At 71.9% G+C, this 15,145-nt stretch carries 17 protein-coding genes; 5 read left to right on the plus strand and 12 right to left on the minus strand.

Features of this window, described 5'->3' with window-relative positions; all coding sequences use genetic code 11:
* Positions 1–35: 35 nt before the first annotated feature.
* On the minus strand, positions 36–1,514 hold the full coding sequence (locus IOD14_RS33525; RefSeq protein ID WP_123988560.1) for an anthranilate synthase component I: 1,479 nt from the start codon (positions 1,512–1,514) through the stop codon (positions 36–38).
* Positions 1,515–1,525: 11 nt separating this feature from the next.
* Entirely contained in the window at positions 1,526–1,921 is a 396-nt protein-coding gene (gene hisI / locus IOD14_RS33530; protein WP_123988561.1) for a phosphoribosyl-AMP cyclohydrolase, read from the minus strand.
* A gap of 82 nt (positions 1,922–2,003) precedes the next feature.
* Between hisI and IOD14_RS33535 the strand changes: the two genes are divergently transcribed.
* The gene (locus IOD14_RS33535; protein WP_123988562.1) at positions 2,004–2,639 is read left to right on the plus strand and encodes a TIGR03085 family metal-binding protein; all 636 of its coding nucleotides are present in this window, start codon (positions 2,004–2,006) and stop codon (positions 2,637–2,639) included.
* Between the two features lie 223 nt (positions 2,640–2,862).
* On the opposite strand, the gene IOD14_RS33540 is transcribed toward IOD14_RS33535, so the two are convergent.
* The 10 genes from IOD14_RS33540 to hisD form a co-directional block, all read right to left on the minus strand.
* Complete coding sequence (locus IOD14_RS33540) at positions 2,863–4,179, minus strand: MFS transporter (RefSeq protein WP_249126121.1); 1,317 nt, start codon at positions 4,177–4,179, stop codon at positions 2,863–2,865.
* Between the two features lie 39 nt (positions 4,180–4,218).
* On the minus strand, positions 4,219–4,806 hold the full coding sequence (locus IOD14_RS33545; RefSeq protein WP_123988563.1) for a helix-turn-helix domain-containing protein: 588 nt from the start codon (positions 4,804–4,806) through the stop codon (positions 4,219–4,221).
* A gap of 148 nt (positions 4,807–4,954) precedes the next feature.
* Positions 4,955–5,710 (minus strand): imidazole glycerol phosphate synthase subunit HisF, encoded by a 756-nt coding sequence (hisF, locus tag IOD14_RS33550; RefSeq protein WP_123988564.1) that lies wholly within the window; start codon positions 5,708–5,710, stop codon positions 4,955–4,957.
* The gene (locus IOD14_RS33555) at positions 5,707–6,105 is read right to left on the minus strand and encodes a RidA family protein (protein WP_123988565.1); all 399 of its coding nucleotides are present in this window, start codon (positions 6,103–6,105) and stop codon (positions 5,707–5,709) included. Before IOD14_RS33555 ends, hisF begins: the two co-directional genes overlap by 4 nt.
* Positions 6,102–6,830 carry a bifunctional 1-(5-phosphoribosyl)-5-((5-phosphoribosylamino)methylideneamino)imidazole-4-carboxamide isomerase/phosphoribosylanthranilate isomerase PriA gene (gene priA / locus IOD14_RS33560; RefSeq protein ID WP_053850461.1) on the minus strand — a complete coding sequence of 243 codons (729 nt, stop codon included), beginning with the start codon at positions 6,828–6,830 and terminating at the stop codon, positions 6,102–6,104. Before priA ends, IOD14_RS33555 begins: the two co-directional genes overlap by 4 nt.
* Entirely contained in the window at positions 6,830–7,471 is a 642-nt protein-coding gene (hisH, locus tag IOD14_RS33565) for an imidazole glycerol phosphate synthase subunit HisH (RefSeq protein ID WP_123988566.1), read from the minus strand. The genes priA and hisH overlap by 1 nt, the downstream gene beginning before the upstream one ends.
* Complete coding sequence (locus IOD14_RS33570; RefSeq protein WP_174269095.1) at positions 7,468–7,632, minus strand: hypothetical protein; 165 nt, start codon at positions 7,630–7,632, stop codon at positions 7,468–7,470. Before IOD14_RS33570 ends, hisH begins: the two co-directional genes overlap by 4 nt.
* Positions 7,629–8,222 (minus strand): imidazoleglycerol-phosphate dehydratase HisB, encoded by a 594-nt coding sequence (gene hisB / locus IOD14_RS33575; RefSeq protein ID WP_123988567.1) that lies wholly within the window; start codon positions 8,220–8,222, stop codon positions 7,629–7,631. The genes IOD14_RS33570 and hisB overlap by 4 nt, the downstream gene beginning before the upstream one ends.
* The gene (locus IOD14_RS33580) at positions 8,219–9,325 is read right to left on the minus strand and encodes a histidinol-phosphate transaminase (RefSeq protein WP_123988568.1); all 1,107 of its coding nucleotides are present in this window, start codon (positions 9,323–9,325) and stop codon (positions 8,219–8,221) included. Before IOD14_RS33580 ends, hisB begins: the two co-directional genes overlap by 4 nt.
* Positions 9,322–10,647, minus strand: a complete 1,326-nt coding sequence (gene hisD, locus IOD14_RS33585) for a histidinol dehydrogenase (RefSeq protein WP_123988569.1) — start codon at positions 10,645–10,647, stop codon at positions 9,322–9,324. Before hisD ends, IOD14_RS33580 begins: the two co-directional genes overlap by 4 nt.
* 170 nt (positions 10,648–10,817) lie before the next feature.
* On the opposite strand from hisD, the gene IOD14_RS33590 reads away from it, so the two are divergent.
* The 4 genes from IOD14_RS33590 (at position 10,818) to ybaK (ending at position 14,796) form a co-directional block, all read left to right on the plus strand.
* The gene (locus IOD14_RS33590) at positions 10,818–12,395 is read left to right on the plus strand and encodes an oxidoreductase (RefSeq protein WP_123988570.1); all 1,578 of its coding nucleotides are present in this window, start codon (positions 10,818–10,820) and stop codon (positions 12,393–12,395) included.
* 121 nt (positions 12,396–12,516) lie between these two features.
* Positions 12,517–13,527, plus strand: a complete 1,011-nt coding sequence (locus IOD14_RS33595) for a hypothetical protein (protein WP_123988571.1) — start codon at positions 12,517–12,519, stop codon at positions 13,525–13,527.
* A gap of 11 nt (positions 13,528–13,538) precedes the next feature.
* On the plus strand, positions 13,539–14,279 hold the full coding sequence (locus IOD14_RS33600; protein WP_123988572.1) for an LON peptidase substrate-binding domain-containing protein: 741 nt from the start codon (positions 13,539–13,541) through the stop codon (positions 14,277–14,279).
* A gap of 16 nt (positions 14,280–14,295) precedes the next feature.
* A complete protein-coding gene (ybaK, locus tag IOD14_RS33605) occupies positions 14,296–14,796 on the plus strand; it encodes a Cys-tRNA(Pro) deacylase (protein ID WP_123988573.1) in 501 nt (166 codons plus the stop codon).
* The last annotated feature ends 349 nt before the right edge of the window (positions 14,797–15,145 follow it).

Consider the following 15,145-nt stretch of genomic DNA (forward strand, 5'->3'; position numbering starts at 1 on the left):
GGCGAACGGGCACCCGGGGTTCCGTGAGAAGCGCCCTACTTGCCCAAGCGGTTCGCCGTGTGGACCGCCCTGAGGACCGCCGCCGCCTTGTTGCGGCACTCCGTGTCCTCGGCGACCGGGTCGGAGTCGGCGACGATTCCGGCGCCGGCCTGGACGTAGGCGGTGCCGTCCCGCAGCAGGGCGGTACGGATGGCGATCGCGGTGTCGGAGTCGCCCGCGAAGTCGAGGTAGCCGACGCAGCCGCCGTACAACCCGCGCCGGGACGGCTCGAGTTCGTCGATGATCTGCATCGCGCGGGGCTTGGGGGCGCCGGAGAGGGTGCCGGCGGGGAAGCAGGCGGTCAGGACGTCGAAGGCGGTGCGGCCCCGCGCCACCTTGCCGGTGACCGTGGAGACGATGTGCATCACGTGGGAGTACCGCTCGACGGACATGAAGTCGACGACCTCCACGGAGCCCGGCTCGCAGACGCGTCCCAGGTCGTTGCGCCCGAGGTCGACCAGCATCAGGTGCTCGGCGCGCTCCTTCGGGTCGGCGAGCAGCTCGTCGGCGAGGGCCTGGTCCTCCTGCGGGGTCGCCCCGCGCCACCGGGTGCCGGCGATGGGGTGGACCATCGCGTGTCCGTCCTCGACCTTGACGAGGGCCTCGGGGGACGAGCCCACGACGTCGAAGCCGTCGAAGCGGAAGAGGTACATGTACGGCGACGGGTTCGTGGCCCTCAGGACCCGGTAGACGTCCAGCGCGCTGGCCGTGCACGGCGTCTCGAAGCGCTGCGAGGGGACGACCTGGAAGGCCTCGCCGGCCCGGATGCGCTCCTTGATGTCCTCGACGGCCTCCTGGAAGTCGGGGCCGCCCCAGAGCGCGGTGTACTCGGGCAGCTCGGAGGGCGGCAGGACCGCCGGGGGCTGGGCCACCGCGCGGGACAGGTCCGCCTCCATGGCGTCCAGGCGGGCCACCGCGTCGGTGTAGGCCTCGTCGACGCCGGTGTCGAGGTCGTTGTGGTTGATCGCGTTGGCGATCAGCAGGACCGAGCCCTCCCAGTGGTCCATGACGGCGAGGTCACTGGTGAGCAGCATGGTCAGCTCGGGCAGCTGGAGGTCGTCCCGCTCCCCCGGGCCGATCTTCTCCAGGCGGCGGACGATGTCGTAGCCGAGGTAGCCGACCAGGCCGCCGGTGAAGGGCGGCAGGCCCTCCTGGTGGGGGGTGTGCAGGGCCTCGATGGTGGCGCGCAGGGCGGCCAGCGGATCGCCGTCGACGGGGACGCCGACCGGCGGGGTGCCCAGCCAGTGCGCCTGGCCGTCGCGCGCGGTCAGGGTCGCGGCCGAGCGAACGCCCACAAAGGAGTAGCGGGACCACGAGCGGCCGTTCTCCGCGGACTCCAGCAGGTAGGTGCCGGGGCGCTCGGCGGCGAGCTTGCGGTAAAGGGCGACCGGGGTGTCGCCGTCGGCCAGGAGCTTGCGCGTGACGGGGATGACACGGCGGTCGGTGGCCAGCTTGCGGAAGGTCTCGAGGTCCATGGCGGCTGACCTTACTGATCCGAGGCGGCGGCACCGGAATCAGCGCCGTCCTTGAGGAGCACGTCCTCGTCGAAGCAGGTGCGCGCGCCGGTGTGGCAGGCGGCTCCGACCTGGTCCACCTTGACCAGCACGGTGTCGGCGTCGCAGTCCAGGGCGACGGACCTGACCCACTGGAAGTGGCCGGAGGTGTCGCCCTTGACCCAGTACTCCCGGCGGCTGCGCGACCAGTAGGTGCAGCGGCCGGTGGTCAGCGTGCGGTGCAGCGCCTCGTCGTCCATCCAGCCGAGCATGAGCACCTCACCGGTGTCGTACTGCTGGGCGATGGCGGGGACGAGCCCGTCGGCGCTGCGCTTGAGGCGTGCGGCGATCTCGGGGTCGAGGCTGCTGGCTGGGGGCGTGCTGGTCATGGGGCCATTGTGCCGCGCGCCACTGACAAGCCTGGCGTGGTGTCCACTGTGCGGACCCGGGGCGCGGTCGTAGGCTGACTGCATGTCGACTTTCGCCAAGCGTGAACGACTTCTCCTCGCCGATCTGTTGGAGGCCGAGGGCCCGGAGGCCCCGACTCTCTGCGAAGGTTGGCTCACCCGCGATCTCGCGGCGCACGTGGTGGTGCGCGAGCGCCGTCCCGACGCCGCCGGCGGTCTGCTGATCAAGCAGCTCGCGTCCCGCCTGGACCGGGTGATGACCGAGTTCTCCGAGAAGCCCTACGAAGAGCTGATCCAGCTGATCCGCACCGGCCCGCCGCGCTTCTCGCCGTTCCAGCTCAAGCAGGTGGAGGAGCTGTCGAACACGGTCGAGTTCTACGTCCACACCGAGGACGTCCGCCGGGCCCGCCCCGACTGGACGCCGCGCGAGCTGGACCCGGTGTTCCAGGACGCCCTGTGGTCCCGTCTGGAGCGCACCGCCCGGCTGATGGGCCGCGGTGTGCCCACCGGCCTGGTGCTGCGCCGCCCGGACGGCCAGACGGCGGTCGCGCACCGGGGCACGCCGGTCGTGACGGCGACCGGTGAGCCGTCGGAGCTGCTGCTGTTCCTGTACGGGCGGCAGAGCGCGGCCAAGGTGGAGCTGGACGGCGACAAGGAGGCGATCGCCAGGCTGCACGAGGCGAAGGAACTCGGAATCTGACGGTCCGGGCCGGGGGTTCGGTCGCGCTCGGGGCGGGGTCGGCTGCGCCTCGGGGTCCGGCCGGGCGGCCCCGGGGGGATCGGTCGCGCCTTGTGAGTCCGGCCGGGCCTCGGATTTCGACCGGTCACGCCTCGTGAGTCCGGTCGCGCCCCGTGAGTCCGGTCGCGCCCCGTGAGTCCGGTCGCGCCTCGTGAGTCCGGTCGCGCCCCATGCGTCCGGTCGGTCAGGTCGGGAGTTCGGCGCGGCGCAGGTTCTTCGCGGACAGTACGACGACCCCGCCGAGCCCGCACACCGCCGCGCTGGTCACGAAGACCGGGCCGGTGCCAAAGGCGCCGATCGCGGCGGCGGACAGCGGCATGCTGAGCGGTGCGAAGCCGAGGCTGACCAGTGAGGCCACGGCGGTGACGCGGCCCAGGCAGGCGGGGTCGGCCTGGGTCTGGAGCAGGGCACCGCACAGGGCGCCGCTGAGCCCGGCGAGCAGTCCGACCAGCAGCGCGACTCCGGCGGCCGCGACGACGTCCGGGACGAAGGCCAGGGCGCCGATCGCGACCGCCCCGCCGAGGCAGGCGTACGCCATCACGTGCCCGGCGTGCGGCACGCGCCCGCGTACGGCCAGCAGCAGGGAGGCGAGGCCGGACCCGGCTCCGAACCCGCCGAGCACCCAGCCCATCCCGGAGGCGCCCCAGCCGCGTTCGTCGGCGAGCAACGTCAGCCCGACGTTGAGCGGCCCGACGAAGCCCAGGTCACCGAGGGCGATCGCCAGCATCAGCGGGGCGAGCACACGGTGGCGGCGGATGTACCGCAGCCCGACCCGCAGGTCGTGCCAGGCGGTCCCGACGGCGTCCTCGGCGCGGGTCTTCCCGCCACCGGCGGCGCCGCCGCTCACCTTCTCGGCGTCGGCCGTCACGTCGTCCGCGGGCAGTTCCCGTATCCGCACCGAGACCAGCAGCGGCACCGATATCGCGATCAGCAGGCCCGCGAAGGCGAACGCGGCCGCCGCTCCCCCGACCGCCACCGCGAGGCCGCCGAGCGGTCCCCCGACCACGCCGGCGAAGCGGATGGCGAGCCCTCGCATGCCCTGCACGCGCGTGAGCTGCCCGCGGCTCGTCACGCGCGCGGGGAGGGCTCCCACGGCCGGCAGGAACACGGCGTCGACGGTCCCGAAGGCGAGCGCCAGCAGGGCCAGCGGCCACAGGCCGGGGCTGGTGAGGAACAGCAGCGCGGCCACGGCGAGCACGGTCAGACAGCGCACCGCGTCGCTGCCGATGACGACCCTGCGCGGCCCCAGCCGGTCGGCGATCACTCCTCCGCCCAGCATCAGCAGGGCCCGCGGCAGCGCGCTGACCGACATCACGATCCCGGCCTGCGCGGGCGTACCGCTCTGGACGGCCGCCCAGGACAGGGCGATGTAGTACACGCTGTCGCCGGTCATGGAGGCGGTGTAGGCGGCGAGCCACCGCAGCACGTTGCCGTCGCGATGGGCGGGGGTGTCGACGACGGCGGCCCGGGCGGTGGGCACGGTGGTGGTCGTGGCGGTCACGGGCGGGTCCCTCTCGGACGCGGATCGCGGAATCGGGAATCAGACACGGAACGGGAAGCCGTACATGTGCAGCGCGACGTTCTCGCGCCCCTCGGTGTCGCCCGCGGCCTCGGCGGCCCGGCCCTTCTCGTCGTACTTCCTGGCGAGGGCCAGCAACTCCTCGCGGAGTTCGTCGAGTTCGCCGGCCGTCAGCCGCAGCAGGGACTCGCTGTCCGGGGCGGCCGCGTTCCACTCGGCGCTCCAGGTGGGGCGCTCGTCGAGGTAGCGGCGGTACATGTCGGCACGCTGCTCGTGGAAGAGCCGCGTGGCCGCCAGGTGCGCGGCCGCCCTCTCCGGCGCGTCACGGAAGTCCCGGTCGCGGATGCTCACGCCCTCCGACGAGGGCCGCCACCAGCGCTCACGGCCGTCCCCGCTCTGCGGCTCCGCCTCCTCGATCAGCCCGTGCTCGGCCAGCTTGCGCAGGTGGTAGCTGACCAGCGACACAGCCTCGTCGACCTGGTCGGCGAGGTGCGAGGCGGTGGCGACACGGGCCACGCACAGCCCGCGGTACAGCTGCATCCGCAGCGGATGGGCCAGTGCCTTGAGCGTGCCGAGGTCGGTGATCGGGCGGTTCTGCTCGCGTGACATGCCCCCAAAGTAGATACGAAAGAAAAGTTGCGCAATATATTTTGCGCAATCTTCCTTTCGTATCTGCTCGCGCATCCGTTCCCGCACCTGCCCGACAGAAAGCCCCGGTCGCCAGTGGCAGCGACCGGGGCTCGAGCAGAGCGCGGTGTCACCTCACCGGGTGCCCCGCCCGCCGCAGCGTCTCCTTCACCTCGCCGATCCGCAGATCGCCGAAGTGGAACACCGAGGCCGCCAGCACCGCGTCCGCGCCCGCCGCGATGGCCGGCGGGAAGTGGTCCAGTCTGCCCGCGCCGCCGGAGGCGATCAGCGGGACGGTCACGTGCTTGCGGACGGCCTCGATCATCTCCAGGTCGTAGCCGTCCTTGGTGCCGTCCGCGTCCATCGAGTTGAGCAGGATCTCACCGGCGCCCAGCTCGGCGGCCCGGTGCGCCCACTCGACCGCGTCGATGCCGGTGCCCTTGCGGCCGCCGTGCGTGGTCACCTCGAAGGAACCCGACTCGGTGCGCCGCGCGTCCACCGACAGCACCAGCACCTGCCGGCCGAAGCGCTCGGCGATCTCGCGGATCAGGTCGGGCCGGGCGATGGCCGCGGTGTTCACGCCCACCTTGTCCGCGCCCGCCCGCAGCAGCTTGTCCACGTCCTCGGCCGTGCGGACACCGCCGCCGACCGTCAGCGGGATGAACACCTGCTCGGCGGTGCGGCGCACCACGTCGTAGGTCGTCTCGCGGTTGCCCGACGAGGCGGTGATGTCCAGGAACGTCAGCTCGTCGGCGCCCTCGGCGTCGTACACCTTGGCCATCTCGACGGGGTCGCCCGCGTCGCGCAGGTTCTGGAAGTTGACGCCCTTGACGACCCGGCCGTTGTCCACGTCCAGGCAGGGGATGACTCGTACGGCAAGGGTCATGCTGCGGTGTCTCCTCGGAACGCCTCCACCTCGACCTCGACGACCAGGCTGGGGTCCACGAAGCCGGAGACGATGATCATCGATGCGGCGGGCCGGACGGCGTCGAACAGCTCCTTGTGGGCGCGGCCAACGTCGTCCACGTCCCGGGCATGGGTGATGTACATACGGGTGCGCACCACGTCGTCCCGGCCGAGCCCCAGCTCCTTCAGCGCCGCGAAGGCGACGTTGAAGGAGTTGACCGTCTGCTCGTACGGACCGCCTCCGGCGATCTCGCCGTCCACTATCGAGGTGCAGCCGGAGACCAGCACCAGGCCGTTGGGGAGTTCCACCGCACGGGAGTACCCGAAGGTCTCCTCCCAGGGCGCGCCGGTCGCGACGCGTCGCAGATCGCTCACTGAGCCACCGCCTCCAAGGCCTCTTCCAGGGTGAACGCCTTCGCGTACAGGGCCTTCCCGACGATCGATCCCTCGACACCGAGCGGCACCAGCTCGGCGATGGCCCGCAGGTCGTCCAGCGAGGACACCCCGCCGGAGGCCACCACCGGGCGGTCGGTCGCCGCGCAGACGTTGCGCAGCAGCTCCAGGTTGGGGCCCTGGAGCGTGCCGTCCTTGGCGATGTCGGTGACGACGTAGCGGGCGCAGCCCTCCTTGTCGAGCCGCTCCAGCGCCTCGTAGAGATCGCCGCCCTCGCTGGTCCAACCGCGGCCCTTGAGGGTCGTGCCGCGGACGTCGAGACCGACGGCGATCCTGTCGCCGTGCTCGGCGATGACCTTGGCGACCCACTCGGGGCTCTCCAGGGCGGCGGTGCCGAGGTTGACGCGGGTGCAGCCGGTGGCGAGCGCGGCGGCCAGGGAGGCGTCGTCGCGGATGCCGCCGGACAGCTCGACCTTGATGTCCATGGCCTCGGTGACCTGACGGACCAGTTCCCGGTTGTCGCCGGTGCCGAAGGCCGCGTCCAGGTCGACCAGGTGCAGCCACTCCGCACCCGACCGCTGCCAGGACAGGGCGGCCTCCAGGGGGGAGCCGTAGGAGGTCTCCGTGCCGGACTCGCCGTGCACGAGGCGGACCGCCTGGCCGTCGCGGACGTCCACGGCGGGAAGGAGTTCGAGCTTCGAGGGCATCAGAGGGTTCCGATCCAGTTGTTCAGCAGCTGCGCACCGGCGTCGCCGGACTTCTCGGGGTGGAACTGCGTGGCCCACAGGGCGCCGTTCTCCACGGCGGCCACGAAGGGCTTGCCGTGCGTCGACCAGGTCACGCGCGGCGCCCGTATCGACGGGTTGTGCGTCTCCAGCGACCAGTCGTGGACGGCGTAGGAGTGCACGAAGTAGAAGCGGGCTTCCGCGTCCAGGCCGGCGAACAGCTGGGAGTCGGCCGGCGCGTCGACGGTGTTCCAGCCCATGTGGGGCACGATGTCGGCCTGCAGCGGCTCGACCGAACCGGGCCACTCATCGAGGCCCTCGCTCTCCACGCCGTGCTCGATGCCGCGTGCGAAGAGGATCTGCATGCCGACGCAGATGCCCATGACCGGGCGTCCGCCGGAGAGCCGGCGGTCGATGATCCAGTCGCCGCGCGCCTCCTTGAGGCCCTGCATGCAGGCGGCGAAGGCGCCGACTCCGGGCACCAGCAGACCGTCGGCGTTCAGCGCCTTGTCGTAGTCACGCGTTATCTCGACGTCGGCTCCCGCGCGCGCGAGGGCGCGCTCGGCGGAACGCACGTTGCCGAAGCCGTAGTCGAAGACGACCACACGCTTGGAGTCGCTCAATTCCACACCTCCAGCCTGATGACACCGGCGACCAGACACATCCCGGCGGCGATGGAGAGCAGCACGATGAGGCCCTTGGGCATCTGCTGCTTGACGAAGGAGTAGATGCCGCCGGCCAGGAAGAGGCCGACGACGATCAGGAGGGTCGACAGCCCGTTCACAGCGCGCCCTTCGTGGAGGGGAGGATGCCGGCCGCGCGCGGGTCGCGCTCGGAGGCGTAGCGCAGGGCCCGGGCAAGCGCCTTGAACTGGCACTCCACGATGTGGTGGGCGTTGCGGCCGTACGGCACGTGCACGTGCAGGGCGATCTGCGCCTGCGCCACGAAGGACTCCAGGATGTGCCGGGTCATCGTGGTGTCGTACTCGCCGATCATCGGCGCCATCTTCTCGGGCTCGGTGTGCACGAGGTAGGGGCGGCCGGAGAGGTCGACGGTGACCTGGGCGAGGGACTCGTCCAGCGGGACCGTGCAGTTGCCGAAGCGGTAGATGCCCACCTTGTCGCCGAGCGCCTGCTTGAAGGCGGCGCCGAGGGCGAGGGCGGTGTCCTCGATGGTGTGGTGCGAGTCGATGTGCAGGTCGCCCTCGGTCTTCACCGTCAGGTCGAACAGACCGTGCCGGCCGAGCTGGTCGAGCATGTGGTCGTAGAAGCCGACACCCGTCGACACCTCGACCTTGCCGCTGCCGTCGAGATCGATCTCGACGAGCACCGAGGTCTCCTTGGTCACTCGCTCCACGCGTCCCACGCGGCTCATGTGCTCTGCTCCTTCTTCAGTTCACGGACCGCGTCGAGGAACGCGTCGTTCTCTTCGGGGGTGCCTGCGCTGACCCGCAGCCACCCCGGAATGCCGTTGTCCCGGACCAGGACTCCCCGGTCGAGGATCTTCTGCCAGGCCACGTGCGAATCCGCGAAGCGCCCGAACTGCACGAAGTTCGCGTCCGACTCCACGACGTCGAAGCCGATCGCGCGCAGCTCGTTCACCAGCCGGTCCCGCTCGGCCTTCAGCTGCTCGACGTACTTCAGCAGCGTGCCGGTGTGCTCCAGGGCCGCGAGCGCGGTCGCCTGGGTGACGGCCGACAGGTGGTAGGGCAGCCGTACGAGCTGTACGGCGTCCACGACCGCCGGGTGCGCGGCGAGGTAGCCGAGGCGCAGCCCGGCCGCCCCGAACGCCTTCGACATGGTCCGCGAGATGACGAGGTGGGGCCGCCCCTCGATGAGCGGCAGCAGCGAGTGGCCGTGGCTGAACTCGATGTACGCCTCGTCGACCACGACCATGGACGGCTTCGCCGCCTGCGCGGCCTCGTACAGCGCGAGGACCGTGTCGGGCGGGACCGCGTTGCCGGTGGGGTTGTTGGGGGTGGTGATGAAGACGACGTCCGGCTTGTGCGAGGCGATCGCTGCCACGGCCGCCTCGACGTCGATCGTGAAGTCCTCGTTGCGGGGACCCGTGATCCAGCCGGTGCCGGTGCCGCGCGAGATGAGCGCGTGCATCGAGTACGACGGCTCGAAGCCGATCGCCGTACGGCCCGGTCCGCCGAAGGTCTGCAGCAGCTGCTGGAGGACCTCGTTGGAGCCGTTGGCGGCCCAGACGTTGGCCGGGCCCACCTCGTGCCCGGAGGTGTCCGTCAGGTACTCGGCGAGCCGGGTGCGCAGCTCGACGGCGTCCCGGTCCGGGTAGCGGTTGAGATCGCGGGCGGCCTCGCGGACGCGCTCGACGATGCGCTCGACCAGCGGCTCGGGCAGCCGGTAGGGGTTCTCGTTGGTGTTCAGCCGTACGGGGACGTCCAACTGGGGCGCGCCGTAGGGGGACTTGCCGCGCAGCTCGTCCCGTACGGGGAGATCGTCGATGCCGGTCACTTGCTTCCGGGTACCTTCCAGTCGAACCGTGCCTTGATCGCCGCGCCGTGGGCCGGCAGATCCTCCGCCTCCGCCAGCGTCACCACGTGGTGCGCGACCTCGGCCAGCGCGTCCTTCGTGTAGTCGACGATGTGGATGCCCCGGAGGAAGGACTGCACGGACAGCCCGGAGGAGTGGCAGGCGCAGCCACCGGTCGGCAGCACGTGGTTGGACCCGGCGGCGTAGTCGCCCAGCGACACCGGCGCCCAGGGCCCGATGAAGATCGCGCCGGCGTTGCGCACCCGGTCGGCCACGACGGCCGCGTCCGCGGTCTGGATCTCCAGGTGCTCGGCGCCGTACGCGTCGACGACCCTGAGGCCCTCGTCGATGCCGTCGACGAGGACGATCGCGGACTGCCTGCCCTTCAGCGCGGGCACGATCCGGTCGTCGATGTGCCGGGTGGCCGCGACCTGCGGCTCCAGCTCCTTCTCGACCGCGTCCGCGAGTTCGACGGAGTCGGTGACCAGGACCGCGGCGGCCAGCGGGTCGTGCTCGGCCTGGCTGATCAGGTCGGAGGCGACGTGCACCGGGTCGGCGGTGGAGTCCGCGAGGACCGCGATCTCGGTCGGGCCGGCCTCGGCGTCGATGCCGATCTTCCCGGTGAAGTAGCGCTTGGCGGCGGCGACCCAGATGTTGCCGGGGCCGGTGACCATGTTGGCGGGCGGGCAGGACTCGGTGCCGTGGGCGAACATCGCCACGGCGGTCGCACCGCCGGCGGCGTACACCTCGTCGACGCCGAGGAGGGCGCACGCGGCGAGGATCGTCGGGTGCGGCAGGCCCCCGAACTCGGCCTGGGCGGGGGACGCGAGGGCGATCGACTCGACCCCCGCCTCCTGCGCGGGCACCACGTTCATGATCACGGAGGACGGGTAGACCGACCGGCCGCCCGGGGCGTACAGCCCGACCCGGTCGACCGGCACCCACTTCTCGGTCACGCTGCCACCGGGCACGACCTGGGTGGTGTGGCTGCTGCGGCGCTGTGCGCGGTGGACCAGACGGGCGCGGCGGATGGACTCCTCCAGGGCCGCCCGCACGTCCGGGTCGAGCTCCTCCAACGCGCGCGTGAGGGCTTCCGCGGGCACCCGCACCCGCTCCAGCCGTACGCCGTCGAACTTCTCGGCGAAGTCGATCAGCGCCGCGTCGCCCCGATGATGCACGGCCTCGCAGATCGGACGCACCTTCTCCAGGGCGGCCGAGACGTCGAAGTCGGCTCGGGGCAGCAGGTCGCGCAGGGCGGGGCCCTCGGGGAGGGCGTCGCCGCGCAGATCGATTCGGGAGATCACGATCCCAATTCTCTCAGACCCCCGTCAGCGGCCGTTCGCGCATTCCAGTGGCTGATACGGAACCCGTCGGAACCCGGAAGATCCCCTTCACGTCTAGTGTTCCGTAGGTCACTCAACGGGCATGAACAGCTGTACGAAACCCGTGAGTAGATGAGGGGGATGAAAGAGACGTGACCGAGGGGGCCGGCTTCCGGAACGGAGACCTGCCGGACGATCTGACCGCCGCCGAGGCCGGCATGTGGCAGGCCTTCCGCAACGGCACCGTGTACGACCTGAGCAGCGGCGACACCGTCGTCGACGATCCGCACGGCGGACACCCCTGGGGGCCCGAACGGACGGTACGCGCGCGCATCGTCTGCTGGCTGCTCCTGGACGGCCCGCCCGCGCTCGCGGGCCGGGTGTCGTCCCTGAAGCTCACCGGCGTGCAGATCAGCGGCACCCTGGACCTCGCGGGCGGCACGGTGGTGCCGTACGTGGAGATGAAAAGCTGCCGTTTCGAGCGGGAGATCCTGCTGCCGGAGGCCCGGTTCACCACCGCGCGGTTCGTGGACTGCTCGGTGCCGCGCCTGGAGGCCGCCCGGGTGCACACGGAGGGCGATCTGCACTTCCCCCGCTGCCGCTTCCACAACGGCGTACGGCTGACCGACGCGCACATCGGCACCGACCTGCTGATGAACCAGGCGATCGTCTACCGCGACCGCAGCGGCCGCTCCATCGCCGCCGACGGCATGACCGTGGGCCAGGACCTGCAGGCCGAGCTGCTGGAGTCGCACGGAGAGCTGAGCCTGCGCAGCGCCACCATCGGCGTCTCGCTGAGCCTGCGCGGCGCCCGGCTGAACAACCCGTACACGCGGCTCGCGCTGAACGCCCCCCAGCTGACCGTCGAGCGCACGCTGTACCTGACCCCGGCGGGCGTCGGCGCGTCCATGCTGAGCGGGGCGACCCCCGCGCGCGGGACGCGGATCCAGCGCTTCGAGTGCCAGGGCGGGGTGCGACTGGACGACGGGCGGTTCGGGGACGCCGTGGACCTGGAGCGGGCCCGGTTCACCTTCACCGAGGAGCAGGAGCTGTCGCTGCGCCGCATCCAGGCGCCCGAGCTGCGCTTCCTCGGGGAGCGGCCGCAGCGCGGCAAGGTGGTCCTGTCGGGCGCCCGCGTCGGCAACCTCGTGGACCGGGCGAGCGCCTGGCCGGGGCCCGGCAATCTGCACATGGGCGGCTTCGCCTACGAGAACCTCGTGCCGCACGGCCCCTTCCCGCTGGCCGAGCGGCTGGAGTGGGTGGCGGCCGCGACCGCCGAGTACAACCCGGAGCCGTACGAGAGGCTCGCCGCCGTGCTGCGGGCCGGCGGCGAGGACGAGGACGCGCGTGAGGTGCTGCTCGCCAAGCAGCGCCGGCGCCGGGAGACCCTGCCGCCGGCCGCGAAGTTCTGGGGTTACGTGCAGGACCTGACGGTCGCCTACGGGTACCGGCCGGGCCGGGCCGCCGTCTGGATGGCGGTGCTGTGGGCCGCGGGCTCGCTGGCGTTCGCACACGCGAGCCATCCGCCGCTCAAGGGCGGCGACCATCCGGCCTGGAATCCCGCCCTCTTCGCCCTCGACCTGCTGCTTCCGGTGATCGACCTGGGGCAGGTCGGCTTCTGGCAGCTGCGCGGCGGCTGGCAGTGGCTGGCGGCGTCGATGGTCCTTCTCGGCTGGATCCTGGCGACCACGGTGGCGGCGGGGGCCACCAGGCTCCTGCGGAGAAACTAGGGGGATCCATGGTGCGTAAGGTGAACGAAGGTCACGTCTTTACCCTGCCTTGACCGTCGGCCGTACAACTTTCCGCGAGTTGCACGTGCGCACTGGCGCAACGCCGAGCCACGGACTTTCAATGGTCGACACCATGGCTCTGCTGCCCCCCTTCATCCGCGCGTCACGGATGCCCCCCTACCTCACCGGCGGACTGCCCGCCGACGACGAGGTACTGCTCGACGCGCCCGACGACCGGCTCGGACCCGCGCTGGTCGCCGCCGGACAGGGCACGTACGGGCGCGCGGCCGAGCTGCTCGCCGCGACCCGCGAGGACGCCGCCTGGGAGCTGCGCGACCGATACGTACGGCGGCTCTCCGCCTTCGCCCGCTCGCGCCCCGAGTGGTACGACGCCTGGCGCGCCGAAGCCCCGCACGACCCGGACCAGCTGCTGCTCGGTGCTCAGCTCGCGGTGGACCGCGTATGGGACTCACCGGCCCGCGCGGAGCTGCTGCGCGAGGTGAGCCCGCTGATCACCGCCGCGGCCCGCGGCGAGGGCCGCGACCCGGTGCCGTGGCGGATCGCGCTGGACCACGCGCGCGGCTCGCAGGCCGGGCACACCTACTTCGGGGAGCTCTGGGAGGCGGCCCTGCGGCGCGCCCCGCGGCACTACGGCTGCCATGTGGCCGCCCTGCGCTATCTGGCCACCTCCTGGCGGGGCTCGTACCGCGAGTGCTTCGACTTCGCCGAGCGGGCCGCGCAGGACGCCCCGCCCGGCGCGCTCGTCCAGGCGCTGCCCGCGCGGGCGGCGCTGGCCTGTCTGACCGAGGGCGGCGGCACGGCGGTCGCACGCGAGCGGCTGGACGCGGCGGCCGACCGGGCCGTCGAGCTGTCCGCCACCTTCGCGGCCGCCGACCCCTGGCCCGCCGAGATCCGCAACAAGCTGGTGTACGTCCTGGTACGCCTCGGCCGCTGGACGGACGCCCTGGACCAGCTGCGGATGCTCGGCCCGTACGCGACCTCGTTCCCGTGGAGCCGGGAGTCGGAGGACCCGCTGGGCCGCTTCCTGGAGGTCCGCGAGGAGGTCCGCCGACACGCCCTGATCCATCCACGGAGTGAGCACGGGGGACGTGTCCGCTCCGGGGGCCATTAGGCTTTGGCGCCGTGACCACCGTGCGGCTCCCGCTCTTCCCCCTGAACTCCGTGCTGTTCCCGGGGCTCGTGCTTCCTCTCAACGTCTTCGAGGAGCGTTATCGCGCCATGATGCGCGAACTGCTGAAGACCCCGGAGGAGGAACCGCGCCGGTTCGCCGTGGTGGCGATCCGCGACGGCCACGAGGTGGCGCCCAGCGCCCGCGGCCTGCCGGACCGGACGGCCGTGCCCGACGGCGGCCCCGCGGCCGGCTTCGGCGACGACCCGGTCAAGGCGTTCCACGCGGTCGGCTGCGTGGCGGACGCGGCGACGGTACGGGAGCGGGCGGACGGCACCTTCGAGGTCCTGGCGACGGGGACGACCCGGGTTCGTCTCCTGTCCGTCGACGCCTCGGGCCCCTATCTCACGGCCGAACTGGAGGAGTTGCCCGAGGAGGAGGGCGAAGAGGCGGGGCCGTTGGCGGAGGGCGTCCTGCGGGCGTTCCGCCAGTACCAGAAGCGTCTGGCGGGAGCCCGGGAACGCTCCCTGTCCTCCGACGCGGACCTCCCGGACGAGCCGTCGGTGGTCTCGTACCTGGTGGCGGCCGCGATGATGCTGGACACCCCCACGAAGCAGCGTCTGCTCCAGGCCGCCGACACCGCGTCCCGGCTCCGCGACGAGCTGAAACTCCTGCGCGCGGAGACGGCGATCATCCGTAATCTGCCGTCGTTGCCGGCGTCGGACCTGACGCTCGGCCCGACGAGCATGAACTGAGGCCGGAACCCGTCCGATGGCGAAGAAGTCGAAGAAGCAGCAGTCCGGGGGCACCCCCGCGACGGTGGCCCTGACCACGGCGGGCGTGCCCTTCACGGTGCACGCCTACGACCACGACCCCTCCCACCCGTCGTACGGCGAGGAGGCGGCCGAGGCGATGGGCGTCTCCCCGGACCGCGTCTTCAAGACGCTGGTGGCGGACGTGGACGGCACGCTGACCGTGGCGGTGGTCCCGGTGGCGGGTTCCCTGGACCTGAAGGCCCTGGCGACGGCGGCGGGCGGCAAGCGGGCCGCGATGGCGGACCCGGCCCTGGCGGAACGCACCACGGGCTACGTCCGCGGCGGCATCTCCCCGCTGGGCCAGCGCAAGAAGCTCCCCACGGTCCTCGACGCCTCCGCCTCCACCCACGACACCATCTGCGTCTCGGCCGGCCGCCGAGGCCTGGAGGTGGAACTGGCACCCACCGACCTGGCCCACCTCACCAACGCGGTCCTGGCCCCGATCGCCCGCGCGTGACCCCTCGACGGGCGCCCCTTCCTGGACTAAGCACAAGGGGCATGTCGAAGAAAACACGCAAGCGCAAGTGGCGCACAAAGAAGGGCCGCTCAAACCACGGCAGGCGCCCGGCGTAACCTTCCCGCTCCCGATCGAGGACAAGGCCCCTACAGAGCCGAAGCGGGGCCCGGGGCCGACAGCTCTGTGCGGGGTCTCTGAGGCACAGCCCGGGACGCGGCCGAAGCGGCTCAACTCCCGGGCAGGTCTGGGGCCGACAGCCTTAGCCGGGTCGAAGTGGCGCAGTTCCCAGGCGGGCCGGAGACAGCCCAATCCTCCCGCCCCCGATCCACCACCCAGCCCCGTCCGACGC

The organism is Streptomyces sp. A2-16 (genome assembly GCF_018128905.1).
Lineage (GTDB): Bacteria > Actinomycetota > Actinomycetes > Streptomycetales > Streptomycetaceae > Streptomyces.